This is a genomic window from Roseiarcus sp. (assembly GCF_049514155.1).
GTDB lineage: Bacteria > Pseudomonadota > Alphaproteobacteria > Rhizobiales > Beijerinckiaceae > Roseiarcus.
This window is the reverse complement of sequence record NZ_JBEKVH010000059.1, coordinates 1-21,424: the sequence shown is the minus strand read 5'-3', so window position 1 is coordinate 21,424 and position 21,424 is coordinate 1. Positions and strand designations below refer to the sequence as shown.

General features: G+C 67.2%; 21 protein-coding genes and 1 pseudogene. 16 read left to right on the top strand and 6 right to left on the bottom strand.

The window, feature by feature from the left end; translation table 11 throughout:
* Positions 1-341, top strand: a 341-nt coding sequence (locus ABSF49_RS10590) for an HD domain-containing protein (protein ID WP_490363321.1), incomplete at its 5' end; no start/stop codon positions are given.
* A gap of 384 nt (positions 342-725) precedes the next feature.
* Here ABSF49_RS10590 and ABSF49_RS10585 read toward each other — a convergent pair.
* Together ABSF49_RS10585 and ABSF49_RS10580 are read right to left on the bottom strand one after the other, a co-directional pair.
* Positions 726-2,264, bottom strand: coding sequence for an MFS transporter (locus tag ABSF49_RS10585; protein ID WP_424112617.1), 1,539 nt, complete (start codon positions 2,262-2,264; stop codon positions 726-728).
* Positions 2,265-2,673: 409 nt separating this feature from the next.
* Positions 2,674-3,669, bottom strand: coding sequence for a 2-hydroxyacid dehydrogenase (locus tag ABSF49_RS10580; protein ID WP_424112616.1), 996 nt, complete (start codon positions 3,667-3,669; stop codon positions 2,674-2,676).
* A 233-nt stretch (positions 3,670-3,902) separates the two neighbouring features.
* On the opposite strand from ABSF49_RS10580, the gene ABSF49_RS10575 reads away from it, so the two are divergent.
* The 10 genes from ABSF49_RS10575 (at position 3,903) to ABSF49_RS10530 (ending at position 14,472) form a co-directional block, all read left to right on the top strand.
* The gene (locus tag ABSF49_RS10575; protein ID WP_424112615.1) at positions 3,903-4,439 is read left to right on the top strand and encodes an SH3 domain-containing protein; all 537 of its coding nucleotides are present in this window, start codon (positions 3,903-3,905) and stop codon (positions 4,437-4,439) included.
* Positions 4,440-4,460: 21 nt separating this feature from the next.
* Positions 4,461-5,819, top strand: a complete 1,359-nt coding sequence (locus ABSF49_RS10570) for an ActS/PrrB/RegB family redox-sensitive histidine kinase (protein ID WP_424112614.1) — start codon at positions 4,461-4,463, stop codon at positions 5,817-5,819.
* A gap of 4 nt (positions 5,820-5,823) precedes the next feature.
* Positions 5,824-6,420, top strand: a complete 597-nt coding sequence (locus tag ABSF49_RS10565; RefSeq protein WP_424112613.1) for an ActR/PrrA/RegA family redox response regulator transcription factor — start codon at positions 5,824-5,826, stop codon at positions 6,418-6,420.
* A 194-nt stretch (positions 6,421-6,614) separates the two neighbouring features.
* Positions 6,615-7,910 (top strand): urea ABC transporter substrate-binding protein, encoded by a 1,296-nt coding sequence (gene urtA / locus ABSF49_RS10560; RefSeq protein ID WP_424112612.1) that lies wholly within the window; start codon positions 6,615-6,617, stop codon positions 7,908-7,910.
* A gap of 138 nt (positions 7,911-8,048) precedes the next feature.
* Positions 8,049-9,638 carry an urea ABC transporter permease subunit UrtB gene (urtB, locus tag ABSF49_RS10555; RefSeq protein WP_424112611.1) on the top strand — a complete coding sequence of 530 codons (1,590 nt, stop codon included), beginning with the start codon at positions 8,049-8,051 and terminating at the stop codon, positions 9,636-9,638.
* Position 9,639: 1 nt separating this feature from the next.
* Positions 9,640-10,779, top strand: coding sequence for an urea ABC transporter permease subunit UrtC (gene urtC, locus ABSF49_RS10550; protein WP_424112610.1), 1,140 nt, complete (start codon positions 9,640-9,642; stop codon positions 10,777-10,779).
* Positions 10,776-11,540: an urea ABC transporter ATP-binding protein UrtD gene (urtD, locus tag ABSF49_RS10545; protein WP_424112609.1), complete on the top strand. Its 765-nt coding sequence runs from the start codon at positions 10,776-10,778 to the stop codon at positions 11,538-11,540. Before urtC ends, urtD begins: the two co-directional genes overlap by 4 nt.
* A gap of 2 nt (positions 11,541-11,542) precedes the next feature.
* Entirely contained in the window at positions 11,543-12,238 is a 696-nt protein-coding gene (gene urtE / locus ABSF49_RS10540) for an urea ABC transporter ATP-binding subunit UrtE (RefSeq protein WP_424112608.1), read from the top strand.
* 291 nt (positions 12,239-12,529) lie between these two features.
* Entirely contained in the window at positions 12,530-13,330 is an 801-nt protein-coding gene (locus ABSF49_RS10535) for a DeoR/GlpR family DNA-binding transcription regulator (protein WP_424112607.1), read from the top strand.
* Entirely contained in the window at positions 13,327-14,472 is a 1,146-nt protein-coding gene (locus ABSF49_RS10530; RefSeq protein ID WP_424112606.1) for an MFS transporter, read from the top strand. Before ABSF49_RS10535 ends, ABSF49_RS10530 begins: the two co-directional genes overlap by 4 nt.
* Before the next feature lie 16 nt (positions 14,473-14,488).
* On the opposite strand, the gene ABSF49_RS10525 is transcribed toward ABSF49_RS10530, so the two are convergent.
* Complete coding sequence (locus ABSF49_RS10525) at positions 14,489-15,040, bottom strand: hypothetical protein (protein WP_424112605.1); 552 nt, start codon at positions 15,038-15,040, stop codon at positions 14,489-14,491.
* Between the two features lie 303 nt (positions 15,041-15,343).
* On the opposite strand from ABSF49_RS10525, the gene ABSF49_RS10520 reads away from it, so the two are divergent.
* Both ABSF49_RS10520 and ABSF49_RS10515 read left to right on the top strand, forming a co-directional pair.
* Positions 15,344-16,819 carry an ABC transporter substrate-binding protein gene (locus ABSF49_RS10520; RefSeq protein WP_424112604.1) on the top strand — a complete coding sequence of 492 codons (1,476 nt, stop codon included), beginning with the start codon at positions 15,344-15,346 and terminating at the stop codon, positions 16,817-16,819.
* Positions 16,820-16,846: 27 nt separating this feature from the next.
* On the top strand, positions 16,847-18,172 hold the full coding sequence (locus ABSF49_RS10515; protein ID WP_424112603.1) for a tetratricopeptide repeat protein: 1,326 nt from the start codon (positions 16,847-16,849) through the stop codon (positions 18,170-18,172).
* 480 nt (positions 18,173-18,652) lie between these two features.
* Here ABSF49_RS10515 and ABSF49_RS10510 read toward each other — a convergent pair whose 3' ends face one another.
* The gene (locus ABSF49_RS10510) at positions 18,653-19,486 is read right to left on the bottom strand and encodes an SDR family oxidoreductase (RefSeq protein WP_424112602.1); all 834 of its coding nucleotides are present in this window, start codon (positions 19,484-19,486) and stop codon (positions 18,653-18,655) included.
* A gap of 43 nt (positions 19,487-19,529) precedes the next feature.
* Complete coding sequence (locus ABSF49_RS10505) at positions 19,530-19,712, bottom strand: hypothetical protein (RefSeq protein ID WP_424112619.1); 183 nt, start codon at positions 19,710-19,712, stop codon at positions 19,530-19,532.
* A 109-nt stretch (positions 19,713-19,821) separates the two neighbouring features.
* Between ABSF49_RS10505 and ABSF49_RS10500 the strand changes: the two genes are divergently transcribed.
* Genes ABSF49_RS10500 through ABSF49_RS10490 form a run of 3 tightly spaced genes read left to right on the top strand, consistent with a single transcriptional unit; the run spans position 19,822 to position 21,120 of the window.
* Positions 19,822-20,175 (top strand): type II toxin-antitoxin system RelE/ParE family toxin, encoded by a 354-nt coding sequence (locus tag ABSF49_RS10500; protein WP_424112601.1) that lies wholly within the window; start codon positions 19,822-19,824, stop codon positions 20,173-20,175.
* 20 nt (positions 20,176-20,195) lie between these two features.
* Positions 20,196-20,504, top strand: a complete 309-nt coding sequence (locus tag ABSF49_RS10495) for a helix-turn-helix domain-containing protein (protein ID WP_424112618.1) — start codon at positions 20,196-20,198, stop codon at positions 20,502-20,504.
* Between the two features lie 37 nt (positions 20,505-20,541).
* Positions 20,542-21,120: a hypothetical protein gene (locus ABSF49_RS10490; RefSeq protein ID WP_424112600.1), complete on the top strand. Its 579-nt coding sequence runs from the start codon at positions 20,542-20,544 to the stop codon at positions 21,118-21,120.
* Positions 21,121-21,220: 100 nt separating this feature from the next.
* On the opposite strand, the pseudogene prfC reads toward ABSF49_RS10490, so the two are convergent.
* Positions 21,221-21,424, bottom strand: a pseudogene (gene prfC, locus ABSF49_RS10485) (peptide chain release factor 3); the annotation flags it as partial.

Genomic DNA, 21,424 nt, shown 5'->3' with positions numbered 1-21,424 from the left:
CCATTGATGAAGTCGCTGCGCTCTTCGGATCGACGGTCGCGTCCATCGTGGCGGAAGTGACCGACGACAAGAGCCTCCCCAAACAGGTGCGTAAGGACGAGCAGGTCGCCGGCGCCCACCATAAAAGCAATGACGCCTCGATCATCAAGCTGGCGGACAAGACCAGCAATCTGCGCGCCATTGCAAAGAGCCCTCCGCCTTGGCCTGTCGACCGGAAGCGAACTTACGTCGAGTGGGCGCGAGCGGTCGTATCGGGTCTACCGTTCAAACATGCTGGGCTGTTAGCGAAGTTCGACGAGGCCGCCAAGTTGGCTTTGGCAAGCATCGAACGAAGCGGCTGATGTGGGAGCTCCCATTCGATGGATTGGTTTGAAAGACTGACGGGGTTTCGAGAGGGATTCAATGACACGATATGAATTGCGCAATTTCGCGATCCGCAGTCAGCGCCTAACCTTCGCGACCAGAACCGCTCCGTCCCTCGCCGCCACACATCAAGCCTTCGACCTCTTGGAAGCATGAACTTCCGAGGTTTTGACCCTGTCAATGGTCTTCGACCGCCGAAGGCGGCGCGCGAAATGCGCGCCATTGACAGGGTCAAAACCTCGGAGAAAAGAGGCTTCCATGAGGTCGGCGGCGCTCCCCGCCAAGGACGCAAAGCGTATCCTATCTCCGCAAAGCCCTGTGAAATCTGAAAGCCCCTTAAGCCCCCCACAGCCGCCCGCCCCTCAGCCCCTCAGCGGCAGATCGCGCATCGGCAGGGTGACGAGGAAGCCGAGCGCCGCGAGGCCGGCGCAGGTCAGGAAGGCAAGGTGAAACCCGCTGACGAGGGCCGCCTGCGCCACGAGGCGCCCCGCCGCGTCGAGCTGAGCGGCGTCGCTTTGGCCGCGCAGCACGCCAAGCGTGAGGGAATGTCCGAGCCCGCCGGCCGCGAGCCGGGCGGCGAAACGCGAGGCCAACAGCGACCCGACCAGCGTGCTGCCAAAGGCGCCCCCCATCGAGCGCAGGAACAACAGCGCCGCGGTCGCCGCGCCGACGTCGCGGCGCTCCGCGGCGTTCTGCACCGCCACCAGGCTGGGCGTCTGGCAGAGGCCGATCCCGGCGCCTGCGACCAGCATATCGAGGGCGATCACGGCATGGCTGGTCGTCGCGCCGACCCCGGCGAGCAGCAGGAAGCCGATCGCGCCGGCCGCGAATCCGGCGAGCATCAGCCCCTTGCAGCGGCCGATCCAGCGCGTGGCTTCGCCGGCGAGGAACGCCCCGACGATGACGCCGCCGAGGAACGGCACGATCAGCGCGCCGGCGTCCGAGGCGCTCGCCCCGTGGAGGAGTTGGAACTGCAGCGGCAGCAGGAACGCCGCGGCGAAGATGCAGGCCGTCGCGAGGAAGCCGGCGACGACGGCGAGCGACACCACGGGGCTGCGGAACAGCCGAGGCGGCAGGAGCGGCTCGGAGACGTTGCACTCCTGCACGAAAAGGGCCGCGAAGGTCAGCCCGGTGACGAGGGCGAGGAGTAGGATCGGCGAGGAAAGCCACGGAAAGGCGTCGCCGCCCCAGCTCAGGATCAGCAGCGGGCAGGTGATGGCGATCGTCAGCAGCGCTGCGCCGGCGTAGTCGACGCGCGCCTCGAGCCGGCGCGCCTTCAGCATCTTCAAGGCGCGATCGCTCAGTACGAACGCGGCGGCTCCGATCGGCACGTTCAACCAGAAGATCCACCGCCACGAGGCGGCGTCGGTGACCCAGCCGCCGAGCACCGGACCGGCGATGCTGGCGGCGGCCCACACGCCCGAGATATAGGCCTGGTATCGGCCGCGCTCGCGCGGGGCCACGACGTCGGCGATCGACGCCTGCGCCATGACGAGCAGTCCACCCCCGCCGATCCCCTGCAGCGCCCGGAAAACGACGAGCTGGGGAAGGCTGCGGGCGAATCCGCACAACACGGAAGCGAAGACGAACCAGACGATCGCCGGCAGCAGCAGCGCGCGCCGGCCATAGAGATCGGAAAGCTTGCCGTAGATCGGAGTGGCCGCCGTGGAGGTGAGCAAATAGGCCGAGACGATCCAGGCGAGATGGCTGTAGCTGTTGAGGTCCGCCGCGATCGCCGGCACGGCGGGCACCACGACGTTCTGGTCGATCGCGGAGAGCAGCATGCAAAGCAGGATGCCGGACAGCACGCGCAACACCTGCCCGCGCGTGAAGGCTGGGCTGGCGGCGACCGGCGACTCCGCCAGCGTGGCGGCGGGAAGGGAGGGAACGGGAGCGTTCATGAAATCGTACGGCGCTCTGCATAATGCCGAAAGAGTCTGGAGCGCTCTCAAAACTGCGTGTGTTGCGATGCGGCTTGAATCGCGAAGGGGGACGCGACATGCGCGTCACGCGCCCCCTGTCTGCGTGGGGCGGACATTGTCTTTGCCGGCGGCGAAAGTCGCGCTATCCTTGTTCTCATCGCCTGCGACGGATCGAAGCGGCGCCGGGCATATGTGGTTTCGTCGCAGCGCCGTCGTCAAGGACGTTCCGCGCAAGCCGCTGAAGTTGCATGGAGTCCTGTCAAGCAAAGCCTTGACGAGGCTTGACATCGCTTGACGAAACTTGACGAAACTTGACGAAACTTGACGACGTCGCGAGCCGAACTTGACCGGCGTCCGCCGTCGGGCCCGCGATGCGAATTGGGTCGCCTTACAGCATGCTCGGCAGGACGCGGTCGGGCGGGCGGTGGCCGTCCATGAAGGTCTTGATGTTGATGATGACCTTCTCGCCCTGGTCGTTGCGGCCCTCTTGCGTCGCCGAGCCCAAGTGAGGCAGCAGCGTCACCTTGCCGGCGTTGGCGAGCGCGATCAGCTTCTCGGACACCGCCGGGGCGTGTTCGAACACGTCGAGGCCAGCGCTGGCGATCTCGCCCGCCTCCAGCATGCGGGTCAGCGCCGCCTCGTCGATCACTTCGCCGCGGGCGGTGTTGATGACGATCGCCTCCGGACGCAGGTGCTTGAGCCGCCGCGCCGACAGCAGGTGATAGGTCGCCGGCGTGTGCGGGCAGTTGACCGAGATGAAGTCCATCCGCGCCAGCATCTGGTCGAGCGAATCCCAATAGGTCGCCTCCAGGGCTTCCTCGATCTGCTGGGCGACGCGGCGGCGGTTGTGGTAATGGATCGACATGCCGAAGGCGCGCGCTCTCAGCGCCAGCGCCTGGCCGATGCGGCCCATGCCGATGATGCCGAGCCGCTTGCCGGTGATGCGCCGGCCGAGCATCCAGGTCGGCGACCAGCCGGTCCAGCGCCCCTCCGGAATGACGCGCGCGCCCTCGGCGATCCGCCGCGCGGTGGCGAGGATCAGCGCCATCGTCATGTCGGCGGTGTCTTCGGTCAGCACGCTCGGGGTGTTGGTGACGGTGACGCCGCGGCGCAGCGCCGAAGTGACGTCGATGTGATCGACGCCGTTGCCGAAATTGGCGATCAGCTTCATCTGTTCGCCGGCCTGGGCGATCATGCCGGCGTTGATGACGTCGGTGATGGTGGGGACGAGCACGTCGGCTTCGCGCATCGCGTCGACGATATCGCTCTCGCTCATCGGCTTGTCGTCGAGGTTGAGGCGGGCGTCGAACAATTCGCGCATCCGCGTCTCGACCAGATCGGGGAGCTTGCGGGTGACGATGACGATGGGCTTCTTCTTCGACATCAAGCCCGGTCCTCCCCGCCCTTTCCGCCGCCGACGGCGGCCCGCCAGATTTCAACCACGTTCGCGCGCAATAGCAAATGCCTTAACGTCTCGTTTACGACGCGCTGCGCAAAAGGAGAGTCCCCGGCTTGCAGCCGCGGTCCGACCGTCGCTCCGGGCGTCGCCGCGGCCTCTCTAGCAGATGGCGGGGCAAAGACAAGGACGCCGGCGTCGCGCCTTCGTGTGGGTGGGGCATGATAGATTCCTTGATCGTTTTGGGTTCGTCGCGCGCGCTTCGGTTCGGTTTGGCGGCGGTGATCGCGTTGTGGGCGACGTTCGCCGCCGCCGATTCGGTCGGCACGGTGACCGGCCTGCCGCTGCCGCGTTACGCCAGTCTCAAGACCGACCGCGTCAACCTGCGCGAGGGCCCGTCGAAGGACCACGCCACCAAGTGGGTCTACCAGCGCGCCGGGCTGCCGGTGGAGATCACCGCCGAATTCGACATCTGGCGCAAGGTGCGCGATTCGGAGGGCGTCGAGGGTTGGGTGCTGCATTCGTTGCTCTCCGGGCGCCGCACGGCGCTGGTCGGGGTCGGCAAGAAAGGCGCCGTCTACAAGATCTACGCCCAGCCGCGCGGCGGCGGCGGCGTCGCCGCCACCCTGCAGTCGGGCGTGATCGCCAACGTGATGACCTGCGACGGCGCCTGGTGCCTGATCGACGGCGAGGGATACAAAGGCTATATTGAACAAGTCGCGCTATGGGGCGTATATCCTGACGAAAAGATTCAGTAGGCGGCCCGCGCTGCGGCCGCAGTGACAGGCTGCAAAGCGACTTTGGACGCGTTCGACGACCAAGATTTCGGCCAACGGGCGCGTCGACTTCGAGTGGACACCCTCATTTGGCTTCGCTGGCTGGCGATTGTCGGCCAGACGGCGGCGATTCTGACCGCCCATTACGCGCTCGGCCTGCAATTTCCAGTTCTTGCCTGTTTTGTGTGCGTCGCCGCCTCCGTGGCGGTCAACGCCGGCTTGCGCGTGCGCTTTCCGGTCAGCCATCGGCTCAACGATTCGTGGGCGATCTATATCCTCGCCTATGACGTCGCCCAGCTCGCGGCGCTGCTGGCGCTGTCCGGCGGCCTCGCCAACCCGTTCTCGTTCCTGTTCCTCGCCCCAATCATGACCGCTGCGGTGGCGCTGCCGCTGCGCCGCACGCTGACCCTGCTCGCCTTCGCCCTCGCCTGCGCGACGGCGGTGCAGCTCTGGCGCGTCACCCTTCGTTGGCCCGACGGCGCGGCGTTCGAGCCGCCCAACCTATACGTCGTGGGAATGTGGATAAGCATCGCCGTCAGCGGCGCCTTTATCGCCATCTACGGCAGCCGGATCGCCGAGGAAGCGCGGCAGCTATCCAGCGCGCTCACCGCCACCGAACTGACGCTCGCCCGCCAGCAGCACTTGAGCCAGCTCGACGGCATCGCCGCCGCAGCCGCCCACGAATTAGGCACGCCGCTCGCGACGGTCGCGCTGGTCGTCCACGACCTCGCCGCGCAGCCGCAGATCGCCGCCCAATGGGCCGACGACCTGCGTCTGGCGGAAGAGCAGGTCGCGCGCTGCCGCACGATCTTGCGCAAACTGTCGTCGCCCGACACGATCGCCGCCGCCTCAATGGAGGAGGCGACGCTCGGCGATCTGATCGAGGAGATCGTCACGCCGCACCGCCTGCTCGACGTCGCGATCGAGGTCGAAAGCCAGGGAGCGCCGCCCGAGCCGATCTGCCGGCGCAACGCCGGGTTGATTTACGGCCTCCACAACATCGTCGAGAACGCGGTCGGCTTCGCCGAGCGGCGGGTCCAGGTCAGCGCCTCCTGGACCGCTTCCGAAGTGAGGATCGTCATCGCCGACGACGGCCCCGGATTCCCGCCGCAAGTGCTCGGGCGGCTCGGCGAACCCTACATTTCCACCCGCGGCGGCGGAGCGCGCCGGCGCGAGGACGAGGCGGCCGGCGGCCTTGGGCTCGGCCTGTTCATCGCCAAGGCGCTGCTTGAAAGATCCGGCGCCGTGCTGGGGATCGCCAACTTGCCGCCGCCAGGCTCCGGCGCGGTGGCGACAATCGTCTGGCCGATCGAAAAGTTCGAACAGGGTCGACTACCGCTTCGACAGGCGTTAGAAAGTTAGGATTATGGCCAACCGTAACGAGACCGTCGAACCCGAAAGGGACTCCCTGAGCCCGCCACCCGCTGAGGCGGCGGCGCTCGATAAATCCTTGCTGATCGTCGACGACGATAGACCTTTTGGCGAACGATTGGCGCGGGCCATGGGGTCGCGCGGCTTCACGCCGCGGGTCGCCGCCAGCGTCGCCGAGGGCCTCGCCGCCATCCAGGCCGAAGCGCCGGCTTTCGCGGTCATCGACCTCAAGCTCGGCGACGGCACCGGCCTCGACGTGATGAAGGCGCTGAAGGCCAAGCGGCCGGAGGCCAAGGCGATCATCCTGACCGGCTACGGCGCGATCGCGACCGCCGTTGTCGCGGTCAAGCTCGGCGCCTACGACTATCTCGCCAAGCCGGTCAACGCCGACGAGATCGTCGCGGTGCTGACCGCCGAGCGCGGCCAGCACGTCGACGGTCCCGAGCATCCGATGTCGGCCGACCGGGTCCGCTGGGAGCACATCCAGCGCGTCTACGAATCGTGCGAGCGCAACGTCTCGGAGACGGCGCGCCAGCTCAACATGCATCGGCGCACCCTGCAGCGCATCCTCGGCAAGCGCGCGCCGCGCTGATGCTTTAAGCGGCGCCGGATTATCCACGGCGATCAACAAATGCGCGCTCTGACGCGCGTTTCGGCGCCCCGAGGGTGCGCCGCCAGCGATTCCGAGCTCTGCGGCTGGCATGGCGCTTGCGTCGCGACCCCGGCTGGGGTCGGCCCGTTCCGTGCGCCGTTTCCCCGGGCTGGGAACGAACGACGGGGTAAACGATGTCAGTGACGAGACGTTTCGTATTGCGCGCGGCCGGCGCTCTGGTCGGCGGCGCCATGGCGCTGAGTTCCTTCGCCGCTCATGCGGAGGACACGATCAAAATCGGCATTCTTCACTCGCTCTCCGGCACGATGGCGATCAGCGAGACGACGCTGAAAGACGTCATGTTGATGCTCATCGACGAGCAGAACAAAGCCGGCGGCGTGCTTGGCAAGAAACTCGAGCCGGTCGTCGTCGACCCCGCCTCGAATTGGCCGCTGTTCGCCGAGAAGGCGCGCGAGCTCATCTCGAAGGACAAGGTCTCGGTCGTCTTCGGCTGCTGGACCTCGGTGTCGCGCAAGTCGGTGCTGCCGGTGTTCAAGGAGCTCGACAGCATCCTCTTCTATCCCGTCCAGTACGAGGGCGAAGAGTCCGAGCGCAACGTCTTCTACACCGGCGCCGCCCCCAATCAGCAGGCGATTCCGGCCGTCGACTATCTCATGAGCGACGACGGCGGCGCAGTGAAGCGTTGGGTGCTCGAAGGCACCGACTACGTCTATCCGCGCACCACCAACAAGATCCTCGAGGCGTACCTGAAGGCGAAGGGCGTCGCGCCCGAAGACATCCTGATCAACTATACGCCGTTCGGCTTCTCCGACTGGCAGACCGAAGTCACGAAGATCAAGGCCTTCGGTTCGGCTGGCAAGAAGACCGCGGTGGTGTCGACCATAAATGGCGACGCCAACGTGCCGTTCTACAAGGAGCTCGGCAACCAGGGAATCAAGGCGACCGACATTCCGGTCGTCGCGTTCTCGGTCGGCGAAGAAGAGCTCGCCGGCCTCGACGCCAAGCCGCTCGTCGGCCATCTCGCCGCCTGGAACTATTTCCAGACGATCGATACGCCGGAGAACAAGGCCTACATCGAGAAGTGGCGCGCCTTCACCAAGAATCCGAAGCGCACCTTCAACGATCCGATGGAAGCGCACGTGATCGGCTTCCACGCCTGGGTCAAGGCGGTCGAGAAGGCGGGCAGCTTCGATCCTGACAAGGTGATCGACGCGCTGATCGGCGTGACGGTGCCGAACCTGACGGGCGGCTACGCCACGGTGATGCCGAACCACCACATCACCAAGCCGGTCTACATCGGCGAAATCCAGGCGAACGGCCTGATCAACACCGTCTGGCAGACGCCGGGCACGGTGGTGGCGCAGGAGTGGTCGCCCTACCTCGAAGGGTCGAAGGACCTGATCGCCGACTGGCGTCATCCGATGAACTGCGGCAACTTCAACGTCAAGACCGGCAAGTGCGGCGGCTGAGCCGCGTGGCCTGACGGAAACGCGATTGCGAACTGGCGCCGCTCGAATCCTCCCTCGAGCGGCGCCCATTTCCGCCATCTGCCCGCGCCGCCGCGGCGCGACCAGACCGTCCGCTCAAGAGATCGCCGAAAGAACGCTATGACGCTCGCGCGCCTCGTCGCCATCTTGTTCTTTCTCTGCTGCGCAACCGCGGCGCGCGCCGACGCCGTCGACGACGCGCTGGCCAAATTCCTCGACAACAAATTCTCCAGCACCGAACAGGGCGTCAATGCGCTTGCAGCCACCGGCGCCGCCAACGCGCCGGCGATCCTCGACGCGCTCGGCGACAACCGCCTGCTGATCGATCCGGTCGCCCATATCATCGTCTACCAGACGACCGGCGACGACCTGATCAACGCAAAGACTGGCGAGAAGCTCTCCGGCGTCGACGCCGATTCGTTCAAGAAGGTGCGCGTCAACAACGGTCTTCGCAGCGCGATCGCGGCTGCGGTCGGCGCGCTGACCCTCGCCAGCCCCGATCCGCAGAAGCGCGCCAGCGCCGCCGAAGCGGTGTTCAAGTCCCGCGACGCCGGCGCTCTGGCCGCCCTCGACGCGCAACTCTCGCGTGAAAGCAACCCCCAGGTCGCCGAGGCCCTGCGTCAAGCGCGCGCGGCGATCGTCGTTCTCGATCCGAAGACGTCGAGCGCCGATCGCGTCGCCGCCGTCACGACGCTGAAGGCGCGCGGCGACCAGGACGCGCAGAGCCTGATCGACGAAGTCGGCGCCAAGTCCGACGATCCCGCGGTCAAGACCGCAGCGCTCGTCGCGGAGGCGGCGATCAAGGCGCATCTCGTTTGGCTCAACGTGCTGCAGAACCTGATCTACGGCATCTCCGCCGCTTCGGTGCTGCTGCTTGCCGCGATCGGCCTCGCCATCACCTTCGGCGTCATGGGCGTCATCAACATGGCGCATGGCGAGATGGTGATGCTCGGCGCCTACGCGACCTTCGTCGTCCAGAGCGCGCTGCCCCCGAGCTTCCTCCAGTATTCGCTCGCCGTCGCGTTGCCGGTCGCCTTCCTCGTGTCGGCGATCGTCGGCGTTGCGATCGAGCGCTTGGTCATCCGCTACCTCTATGGTCGTCCGCTGGAGACCCTGCTCGCCACCTGGGGCGTGTCGCTGATCCTGCAGCAGGCCGTGCGCAGCCTGTTTGGCGCCAACAATCGGCAGGTCGTCGCGCCTGACTTCATGTCGGGCTCGTTCGATTGGGCCGGCCTGCAGATCACGACCGGGCGGCTGTGGATCGTCGCGTTGGCCATCCTCGTCTTCGGCGCGCTGCAACTCGCGCTTCGCGCGACATCGTTCGGCCTGCGCATGCGCGCTGTGACGCAAAATCGCCGCATGGCGGCGGCGATGGGCATCTCGACCGGTCGCATCGACATGTTCGCCTTCGCCCTCGGCTCCGGCGTCGCCGGCGTCGCCGGCGTGGCGCTGTCGCAGATCGACAACGTCTCGCCCAACCTCGGCCAGGGCTATATCATCGACAGCTTCATGGTCGTGGTGCTGGGCGGTGTCGGCAATCTGTGGGGCACGTTGCTCGGCGCGATGGTGCTCGGCGTCGCCAACAAGCTGCTCGAACCCGTGATCGGCGCCGTGCTCGGCAAGATCCTGCTGCTCGTGTTCATCATTCTGTTCATCCAGAAGCGCCCGCGCGGCCTGTTCGCGCTCAAGGGTCGCGCGGTGGAGGCCTGACGTGAAGACGCCGCTTCTCCGCCTCGATCGCCTCGGCGTCGCGTTCCTGGTCATCACGATCGGCGCCGCGGCGCTGGGGCCGGTGCTGGCGCTCGTCGTGCCGCGCGACTCGGCCTTCGCCATGCCGCCTTACGTCGTCGCGCTGCTCGGCAAGTACATGTGCTACGGGATCCTCGCGCTCGCGCTCGACCTGGTGTGGGGCTATTGCGGCATCCTGTCGCTCGGTCACGGCGCCTTCTTCGCGCTCGGCGGCTACGCGATGGGTATGTATCTGATGCGCCAGATCGGCGCGCGCGGCGTCTACGCCAATCCGATCCTGCCCGACTTCATGGTGTTCCTGAACTGGAAGGAGCTGCCGGTCGCCTGGTGGGGCTTCCACTCTTTCGCTTACGCGTCGCTGATGGTGATGCTGGTGCCCGGCGTGCTCGCCTTCGCCTTCGGCTGGTTTGCCTTCCGCTCGCGCGTCACCGGCGTCTACCTATCGATCATCACCCAGGCGCTTACATATGCGCTGAAGCTCGCCTTCTTCCGCAACGACTTCGGCTTCGGGGGCAACAATGGCCTCACCGACTTCAAGGACATCGTCGGCTTCAATGTCCAGTCGGACGCGACCCGCGCCGCTCTGTTCTCGCTGTCGGCGCTGGCGCTGGCGCTGAGCTACCTCATCGGTCGGGCGATCGTCGTCTCGAAATACGGCAAGGCGGTGATCGCGATCCGCGACGCCGAGAGTCGCGTCCGCTTCATCGGCTACCGGGTCGAGAACTACAAGCTGTTCGTCTTCGTCGTCTCGGCGGTGATGGCGGGCGTCGCCGGCGCGCTCTACGTGCCGCAGGTCGGCATCATCAACCCGAGCGAGTTCGATCCCGCCAACTCGATCGAGGCGGTGATCTGGGTCGCGGTCGGCGGCCGTGGCACGCTGGTCGGCGCGGCGCTCGGGGCGGTGGCGGTCAATTTCGCCAAGACCTATTTTACCGGCGCCTTCCCCGAATACTGGCTCTACGCGCTCGGCGGCCTGTTCGTGCTGGTGACCCTGTTCCTGCCCAAGGGTCTGATCGGGCTGCTGAACCTGCGCCGCGCCGCCGTCGAGCCGAAGCCGCCGTCAACGGCTTCGCTGGCGCAGCAGGAGGAGGGCGCGCGATGAGCGAAGCGGACAAGCCCGAACTCACCGGTTCATTGCTCTATCTCGACGGCGTCAGCGTCTCTTTCGACGGCTACAAGGCGCTGCGCGGCCTGTCGCTGACGCTCGAGCCGGGCGAGATGCGCGCGATCATCGGCCCCAACGGCGCCGGCAAGACGACAATGATGGACGTCATCACCGGCAAGACGCGGCCCGACGAGGGCGACGTGTATTTCGAGGGTCGCCACGACCTGACGCGCCTCGACGAGGCCGAAATCGCCGAGCTCGGCGTCGGCCGCAAGTTCCAGAAGCCGACGGTGTTCGAGAACCACACCGTCGCCGACAATCTGCTGCTCGCCGCCAAGGCGCCGCGCGGCGTGTTCGCGACCCTGTTCGGCGGCGCCGCCGCGACGGAGCGCGAGACGATCGACCGGATGCTGACGACCACCCGCCTCGGCGACCAGCGCCAGCGGCTCGCCGGCGCGCTGTCGCACGGTCAGAAGCAATGGCTCGAGATCGGCATGCTGCTCGCCCAGGATCCCAAGCTGCTGCTGGTCGACGAGCCGGTCGCCGGCATGACCGACGCCGAGACCGCCGCCACCGCCGAACTGCTGCGCGAGATCGCGCGCAACCATTCGGTCGTCGTCGTCGAGCACGACATGGCCTTCGTCCGTGATCTCGGGGTCAAGGTGACGGTGCTGCACGAAGGTTCGGTGCTGGCCGAAGGCACGCTCGACCAGGTGAGCGCCGACGAGCGCGTCATCGAAGTCTATCTCGGGCGGTGAAGATGCTGAGCGTCGAAGCGATCGATCTCTATTACGGCGCGGCGCAGGCGCTGCGCGGCGTTTCGCTCAAGGCGACGATCGGCCGCGTCACCTGCGTGCTCGGCCGCAACGGCGTCGGCAAGTCTTCGCTGCTGCGGGCGATCGTCGGACATCAGACGATCGCCGCCGGCTCGATCCGCTGGATGGACGAGGAGATCAGCGGGCTCGCGCCGCATTTGCGCGCCCGCCGCGGCCTCGGCTTCGTGCCGCAGGGGCGCGAGATCTTCCCGCTGCTGACCGTGCGTGAGAACCTGATGACCGGCTTTGCCGCCGTATCGCGCGACAGGCGGACGATCGACGACGAAATCTTCAGCCTGTTTCCGGTGCTCGGCGAGATGATGGGGCGACGCGGCGGCGACCTCTCCGGCGGCCAGCAGCAGCAATTGGCGATCGCCCGCGCCCTGGTGACGCGGCCGAAGCTGCTGGTGCTCGACGAGCCGACCGAGGGCATCCAGCCGTCGATCATCCGCGACATCGGCAACGCGATCCGCTACCTGCGCCAGAAGGGCGAGATGGCGATCGTCGTCGTCGAGCAATATTTCGAATGGGCGCGCGACCTCGCCGACGATTACGCGGTGATGGATCGCGGCGCCGTGGTCCTCGCCGGCGAACGCAAGGACATGGTCGAGAGCGAGGTCCGGCGGCGGCTGTCGGTGTAAGCGGCGGCGCTTCACAGCAGGCGCCGCCGGCTCGACAAAACGATTCGCCGATCGTGGATTATCAGGCGGTTCGGCGCCAAAAAACGCTCAGCGCGAGAACTGGTTTTCGATCGCGCGCTCCTGAACCGGCCCCCTTTGAAGGCGCCTGGCCCGGCGCCCTCGCGCCAACCCCCAATGCGTGGATTACGGGAGCATGGCGACGGCGCCTTGGCGGGCGTCGCCGTAGAACGGGCTTGACCAACGGTGCACGATCGTGAACGATAATGCCTATATATGCACGATTGCATGGCAATGCCGACGAGCGTCCTTCCCGCCCTTCCCGACGAGCGACAGCAGATCATCCTGGAACGCCTTTCGCGTGACGGGCGCGTTCTGGCCGGCGATCTCGCTCGCGAGTTTCGAACCTCCGAGGACACGATTCGGCGCGACCTGCGCGAAATGGCGGCGGCGGGCCAATGCCGGCGCGTCTACGGCGGCGCGTTGCCGCTGTCTCCGGCCTCGGGCCCGTTGGCGGCTCGACGGACCGAAGCGCCGGAGCGCAAGGCGGCCCTCGGCCGCGCCGCCGCGGCCCTGGTGCGGCCGGGCCAGGTCGTGTTCTTCGACGCCGGCTCGACCAACGCCGCGATCGCGCGCGCGCTTGCCCCCGGCCTCGGGATCGTCGTCGCGACCAATGCGCCCGACATCGCCAGCGATCTCGTCGGCAAGCCGGGCGTCGAGCTGATCGTCATCGGCGGCCGCGTCGATCCGCGCTCCGGCGCGGCGCTCGGCGCGCGGGCGTTGCGCGACGCGCGCGCGATTCGGGTCGATCTCGCCTTTCTCGGCGCCTGCGCCGTCGACGCTCGCGCCGGCGTCGCCGCCTTCGACGCGGAAGAGGCTGAATTCAAGCGGCTCGTCGCCGAGCGGGCGAAGGCTGTCGCCGCCGCGGTGACGACCGACAAGCTCGGAACGGCGGCGCCCTTCGCGGTCGCTCCGGCCTCGCGGCTCACGCATCTCATCGTCGAAGCGGACGCGCCGGAAGAAGCGTTGGCGCCGCTGCGCCGCGCTGGCGTCAGCGTCCATTGCGCCGAGCGCGTCGGCGAGGCGAAACGATGAGCGGCGGCGTCGCCTCGGTGCGTTCGGCGGCCTGGACTGAGCGCGTCGCCGTCATTGCCGTCTTTCTCGCCAACGGAATCGGCATCGGCGCCTGGGCGGCCTGCATCCCGGCGCTGAAGGCGCGCCTCGCGCTCTCCGACGGGGCGCTCGGCTTTGTCCTCTTCGCTTTCGCCCTCGCCGCGGTGCTGGCGATGCAGTTTGCGGCGCGGCTGACGCGGCGGCTCGGCCCGGCCAAGGCGACGCGCGCCGCGACGCTGCTCTTCGGCGTCGCGCTGCCGCTGCCCGCGTTCGCTCCCGACCTCGCGACGCTCGTCGTCGCGGCTTTCGCGATGGGGGCGGCGAACGGGCTGCTCGACGTCACGATGAACGGTTACGCCAGCGGCGTCGAGCGCCGCTGGGGCGCGGCGATCATGTCGTCGTTCCACGCGGCGTGGAGCGCCGGCGGCCTGGTCGGCGCGGCGGTCGGCGGCGCGCTGCTCGTCTTCGGAGCTGGGTGGCCGCTCGGGGTCGCCGCCGCGCTGGTCGCCGCGCTTGCCGCGCTCGTCTGGCCCTGGCTGCAGGAGGCGGGCGCCCTGTCGCCGCTGATGGAAGCGCACATCGCGCCGCCGACCGGCGCCCTGCTGCCGCTTTGCGTCGCCGCGCTGCTGTGCATGGGCTGCGAAGGCGCGATGGGCGATTGGGTCGGCGTCTATCTGATGGAGACGGCGCGGGCGCCGCAGGCGATGGCGCCGATCGGCTTCGCCGCCTTTTCGGCGACAATGGTCGTCGGCCGGCTTCTCGGCGACAACGCGGTGCGCGCCTGGGGCCGCGCGCGCGTCGTGCGCTGGGGCGCGACGCTCGCCGCCGCCGGCCTCGCGCTGGCGGTCGTCGATCCGCGTCTCGGGCCGGCGACGCTCGGCTTCGCGCTGGTCGGCGCCGGCCTGTCGAACGTCGTCCCGACGCTGTTCAGCGCCGCGGCGGGACTGGCGTCCGTTCCGGCGGCGGGCGTCGCGATGGTCGCGACGGCCGGTTACGCCGGGCTGCTGAGCGGCCCGGTGGTGATCGGCGCGATTGCGCAGGGCGCGAGCCTCAGGCTGGGGATCGCGTTCCTCATCCTCTGCGCCGGCGTCGCCGCCGCGACGGCGCGGTCGTTGCGGGCGTGAGCCCCGGCGTCCGTCGCTAGGGATGCGGATTCTCGCCTTTGGCGATCATCAGGTGGTGCATCTGGTGGTGCATGCCGAGCGTCAGCACGCCGATGAAGCCGAGCGCGCGTAGCTTGGCGGCGTCCTTGGCCGGCGCGATCACCGTCAGCGTCGCGCCGTCGTCGATTTCCGCCGCGCTCATGCTCCAGCCGCCGACGCCGTTCATCGTCGCGGCATGGGCGAAGACCATGCGGCGGATCGAATCCTTCACCGGCCCAGCGCCGGTGACGACGAAGCGCATTCCGCCGTCGACCGGCTCGCTCTTCGACTCGGCGCACAGCGTCACGGCGTCCATGTCGATCAGGTGCTGGCGCAGCGCTTCGATGTCGACCTTCGACCAGTCGGTCTTTGGATCGGCTTCGAGAATGGCGACGATCTCCTGGATCGCCGCGAAGGCGCTTTGGCCGACCTGGGTCGGCGTGATCGGCGCGCCGTCGCCGGAATCCATCATGGCGTGATGATGCATCATCGTCTGCGCGAGCGCCGGCGAAGCGGCGAGGCAGACGAGGACGAGAAACGCGCGCAGCATCGAAGTCCCTTCTCCCGACATCGGTTCGGCGGAGAGCCTAGCCGTTCGTCGTCGCGGCGCCAAAGCGGGTCGCCGCGATTCCCTGCTGAGTCGCTGTCCGCGCCAGGCATCGCGGCGCCGCGCGCTCTTCCGCCGCCGACCGGTCATCAACCGGTGGAACCGCATCGGCGCCGCGCTGCGCTTCGCGCCGCCGCCCGCGGCCTGAGCCAGACGGCGCCGCGAAGCGGGCCGACCCCCTTGACGCGGCCTTGCGGCGTACAAGATAGTTAGTCTATCTATTTTATATATACAAGGGCTCGCTCAATGAAATTCCTCCGCGCCTTCCTCGCCGCGACCGCGTTGCTGGCGACCGCCGCCTACGCGGCGCCGAAAGACAGCGTCACGATCGGCATCGCCCTCGAGCCGCCGGGGCTCGATCCGACCACCGGAGCGGCCGCCTCGATCGGCGACATCGTCCACTACAATGTGTTCGAGGGCCTGACGAAGATCGGCGACGACTTCTCCGTCACGCCGCTGCTCGCCGAGAGTTGGACCGTGTCGCCCGACGCCAAGACGCTGACCTTCAAGCTGCGCAAGGGCGTCCATTTCCAGAATGGCGAGCCGCTGACGTCGCAGGACGTCAAATTCTCCTTCGAGCGCGCCGCCGCCGCCGATTCGACCAATAAGGAGAAAGCCTTCTTCCAGTCGATCGCGGCGACCGACGCTACCGACCCCGACGTCGTCATCCCGACCTTCAAGGCGCCGAGCTTCGACGCGTTGTTTCACCTCGGCCTCAACACCGCGGTGATCGTCGAACCCAAGAGCGCGGCGACGAATGGCGCCAATCCGGTCGGCGGCGGTCCCTACAAGCTCGCCGAGTGGAGCAGGGGCTCGGCCGTCACGCTGAAGAAATGGGACGGCTATCGCGACGCCGGCAAGGTCGCGATCGCGACCGCGACTTTCCGCTTCATCAACGATTCCTCGGCGCAGGTCGCGGGCCTGCTCGCCGGCGACATCGACGCCATCCCGCGTTTCGACGGCCTCGCCAGTCTCGATCAGTTCAAGAGCGACGAGCGCTTTCAGGTGATCGTCGGCGGCACGGAGGGCAAGACGATCCTGGCGATCAACAACAAGCGCAAGCCGTTCGACGACTTGCGCGTCCGCCAGGCGCTCGCCTTCGCCGTCGACCGCAAGGCGCTGATCGAAGGCGCGGTCAACGGTCTCGGCGCGCCGATCGGCAGCCACCTCGTTCCCTCCGATCCAGGCTACGTCGATCTGACCGGCGAATACGCGCACGACCCCGAGAAGGCCAAGGCGCTGCTCAAGGCGGCAGGCGTGACGACGCCGCTCAACGTCGGCCTGATCCTGCCGCCGCCAAGTTACGCGCGCCGCGGCGGCGAAATCGTCGCCGCCGAACTCGCCGAGGTCGGAATCCAGGCGAAGATCGAGAACGTCGAATGGGCGCAATGGCTGTCGGGCGTCTACAAGGACAAGAACTACGACCTCACGATCATCAGCCACGTCGAGCCGCTCGACATCGGCATCTACGCCAACCCCGACTATTATTTCCAATACGACAGCCAGAAGTTCCGCGACATCTACGCCAAGCTGACCGCGGCGCCCGACCTCGCGGCGTTCAAGGCGGCGATCGGCGACGCGCAACGCCAACTCGCCGACGACAGCGTCAACGTCTTCCTGTTCCAACTGCAGCAGGCCTCGCTCGCCGACGCGCGCCTGACCGACCTGTGGCGCAACGCGCCGATTTTCGCCACCGACCTTGCCGCGCTATCGTGGCGGTAAGCCGCGCTCGAGCGAGGGAGTTTGTCGATGGCGAAAGACCAGCAGGACCTGCCGCTCGCCGGCGCGCCCGAATCGGCGGCGGCGTTCGACCGCGCCGTCGCCGATTATTGGGGCCTGACGGGCGATCCGGTCGGCGGGCTGAAGAGCGCGCTGGCGGCCGACCCGTCGTTCGCGCTCGGGGCGACGGCAATCGCCGATCTGTTCCTGATCGGCGGCTTTCGCGGCGACCATTCCGAAGTGACGAGCGCCCTCGCGGCGGCCGAGGCGGCGATCGGCGGCGCGTCCGAGCGCGAGCGCCGCCACCTCGCCGCCGCCAAGGCCTGGGCGGCGGGCCGCGCCTTCGAGAGCGAGCGGATCTGGGACGACATGCTCGCCGACCACCCGCGCGACGCGCTGGCGCTGCGGCTGGTCGAGGACGCGCATTTCTTCCACGGCCACTCGCTCGCCATCCGCGATTCGGCAGCGCGCGTCCTGCCGGCCTGGGAGCGCGGCAATCCGCTGACCAGCTTCGTCCTCGGCGCCTACGCCTTCGGCCTCGAGGAATCGGGCGAACTCGGCCGCGCCGAAGCGGTCGGCCGTGAGGCGCTGGCGGGCAATCCCGCCGACGGCTGGGCGACCCATGCGCTCGCCCATGTGTTCGAGACCGCCAACCGGCAGGAGGAGGGGATCGCCTTCCTCAAGTCGACCCGCGCCAACTGGCGTCCGGCGCATTTCATGGCCGGGCACAACGGCTGGCATCTCGGCGCCTTTCTGATCGAGCTCGGTCGCTTCGACGAGGCGATCGCCGACTACGACCGCTTCGCTGCGCCCAAGCTCGCCGACGACCTGACGCTCGACCGTGTCGACGCCGCCAGCCTGTTGTGGCGGCTCGAACTCGCCGGCGTCGACGTCGGCGACCGCTGGCGGCCGGTCGCCGAAGCGTGGATGCGGCACGTCGACGACCACGTGTCGGCGTTCAACGATCTGCACCTCGCGCTCGCCGCGGCGCGCTCGCCCGACGCCGGCGACGCCGCGCGCGTGCGCGCCTCGCTCGACGCCTATCAGCGCCTCGGCGCCGGCGACAATCACCGCGTGACGGTCGAGGTCGGCCGCGCGCTGGTCGACGGCATGCTCGCCTTCGGCGCCGGGGATGATTCCGCCGCGATCGACGCGCTCTCCTCGGCGCGCAACGAGGCGATCCGTATCGGCGGCAGCCACGCCCAGCGCGACATCGTCGCCCAGACCCTGATCGCCGCCGCCGAACGCTCCGGTCGGTGGCGCCTGGCGCGCGCCCTGCTCGCCGAGCGCGCCGCCGTCCGCCCGACGGAGCGAGTCAAGGCCGCCTACGATCGCGCGCGGACGAAGGCGGCGTGACCCCTTCTCCCCGCTTGCGGAGAGAAGGTCGGGATGAGGGGCGAGGCGAGTGGCCGGAGGCGACGGGGAAATCCTCCCAGTCCCTCATCCCGCTTGCCTACGGCGTTCACGCATCTTCAGCTCGGGGCCACATCGGCCCGGCGCCGTCAAGCGGCTTCGCCGCTCCTACGCTTTGCTTCGGCCGCTTCGCGATGACTGCGCCGTTCCGATGTGGCGTTCTTGTTTCCACGGCCTTTGGCGAGCGGAGCCGGCCGCACGGCCGGCCCACTCACCAAAGATCGTGGAAACCAACAGCCTGAGCCGCGCGGAGGGGTCAATGTCTGCGAGTGAAACGAGCAAGCCGCGAAGCGGCCGCGCTTGGCGCGACATTGACGCCGAGCACGGATCAGGCAGCGTCGGCTCTGGACTTTTGGGATTCCAATATGTGAATCCGGCAGCCCCCTTTCGGGAGAGGGACGCTCATGTGGCGAGAGGGGACTGTCACTTCGCGATCGCTTCGCTCATTGCCCACAGCTTCGCGGCGGCCGTGTCGTCGCGCGCGGCGCGGGACGGCGTCTTGATCTTGCGCTTGGCGAAATATTCGCCGCTTGCCTTCGCCGCATCCGGCGACGAGGCGAGATAGATGATCGTGTCGGCGCCTCCAGCCGGCGAGATCGCGAAGCGCTTGATGAACGGAAACAGCCGCGCCGTCCAGCCGCCGGCTTCGTCGCCAAAGCGCGACGCGACAATGCCGGGATGCAGGCAGTTGGCGGTGACGTTGGTTCCGGCGAGGCGTTTGGCCAGTTCGCGGGTGAAGAGGATGTTGGCGAGCTTCGAACGGTTATAGGCCTTCCACGCGCTATAGCCGCGCGCGCATTGCAGATCTTCGAAGTCGAGCTTGGCGCCGTAATGGGCCGCCGAGGCGGTCGAAACGACGCGCGCCGGGGCCGAGCCGACGAGCCGATCGCGCAAACAGCCGGTCAACGTGAAATAGGCCATGTGGTTCAACGCGAAAGTCATCTCCAGACCCTCGGCGGTGACGCGGCGGTCGGAAAAGATCGCGCCGGCGTTGTTGATCAGCACGTCGATGCGCGCTTCGCTGGCGGCGATCTCGTCGCCGACGCGCCGTGTATCGGCGATCCGCGACAGATCGGCGATATGGGCGCTGTGTCCGCGGCCCGGCGCGACCGCCTCAAGCTTGGCGCGCGTCGCCTCGGCGCGCTCTGGGTCGCGCGCGATGAAGACGATGCGCGCCCCCATCCGCGCCAGCTCGACGACCGCGATCGCCCCGATCCCCGACGTCGCCCCCGTCGCGACTACGGTCTTGCCTTGCATCGGCGCGCTCCTGGATCGGTCTCTGGGGCAGAGCTTACCCCGTTTAGACCCGCTTCTGATAGTCCTTCACGTCGGCGAAGACGATCTTCGGCCATCGCTCCTGGTCGTAGCGCAGATTGAACGCGCTGGTGGCGAGGAACACCGGGGCGCCGTCGAGGTCGGCGGCGATCGACGACGAATAGGCGCGGTCTGCGGCCGGGCGCGCGGCATGGCGGCGTAGGCCCAATCCGCGCCTGTTGGTCCTGTGACCGCCGCCTCTCGCCAAATTCGATATGCGGACATCCACCGCGCAACGCTAGAGACAGAGCTTGCAATCTGGTGACAAATTTGTCAACATGACGTTCATGCGAGACACGCGAAGCGTTTCTTGGATCAGAGCGGCGCGCAAGGACTTCGAAGCGTTTCCCGCAGCCGCGCAGGACGACATTCTCGACGCCCTGGCCGTCGCAGCGGAAGGCCGAATGTCCGGCAAAGCGAAGCCGTTCAAGGGCGTCGAGGGCGGCGTGTTCGAGATCGCGGCGCGCCATCGCGGCGACGCGTTTCGAGCGATCTACGCGGTGAAGATCGACGTCGACGTATGGGTGATCCACGCGTTCCAAAAGAAGTCGAAATCCGGGATCAAGACGCCGTTGGCGGAGGTCGATCTGATCCGCGAGCGGCTCAAGCGGCTGACGGAGGCATTGAGATGAGCGAGAACGAACTGGAGTTGGTGCGCGGCTCGGGCAATGTCTATCGCGACTTTGGTCGACCCGACGCGGGCCTCGCCCAAGCGCGCGCCGTCACCGCCGCCAAAATCATCCGCATCCTTGACGAACGCGGGCTTTCGTTGCGCGATGCCGAAAGCCTGACCGGCGTCGCCCATTCGGAGTTCTCCCGCATCCGCAATACGCAGCTTCGCCGCTTCACGCTAGATCGGCTGATCGGCATTCTCGGCAAGCTGGACCAGGATGTCGAAATGAGCGTCACCTTCAATTCGCGCAAGCGCGGCTCCGCGGTCTCGCGCACCCGGGCGGCATGATGTCGCCGCGTTCTTGTTGCCGTTGATGGAGGCGTCAATGGGTCTGTATATAAGCCACATGGATACGGTTAGCATCAAAGGTAGCCGATCTCTTTATATTTATCTTCTTGATTACGGCTGGCCTGAAGGGGAATGGGAACAGATATTCAAGAAGCATTTCATGAGCATGGCTGACAGGGCCGACAAGACTGGGACTGTTGTCATTGGAAGTTCAAGAGGTAGCCATTTTGGCAACGAGGTGCTGAATTGGCATCGAGTCGGAACCCTAGACGCCGACGAAGTTCTTCCCGGTTTGCTGATTACCAAGACTCATCCAAGTTACTTTCGCGAGAGTTTTGACGACAGCAAAGCCGCCGCTCCCGGTCTGGAAGATCTTTTGGTTATTCCACTGAAACCATTCTGCAAAGATGAAACCGATTTTCTGCGCGCCATCGAGGGAATATTCCATGATCTGAAGGATGGACTGGAACTGAAGAATTTTAGAATTGCGTCGCACGATCCCCGTCGTCATAGAGCGAAGAGCGTCGGCAAGCGATTGGTGGATGCGATAGAGGTCAAGCCTGGCGCGTTCGGGGTGTCGCTTGATTTGAAAGCGCTGCTGTTGCCGGCCAAATAGCTCACGTCCATTCAAACCTATCCAACGCGCTTTCCCAGCAACGTCGCTCTCGACTCAACCGATCGCGCGCATGGTGAGCCGCCGTCGGCCGCGCCTACGCCTACTTCTGATAGTCCTTCACGTCGGCGAAGACGATCTTCGGCCATCGCTCCTGGTCGTAGCGCAGGTTGAACGCGCTGGTGGCGAGGAACACCGGGGCGCCGTCGAGGTCGGCGGCGATCGACGACGGATAGGCGGCGACGAACTTGTCGAGCTCGGCGTGGTCGTCGCAACTGACCCAGCGGCACACCTCGAAGCGGCTCTG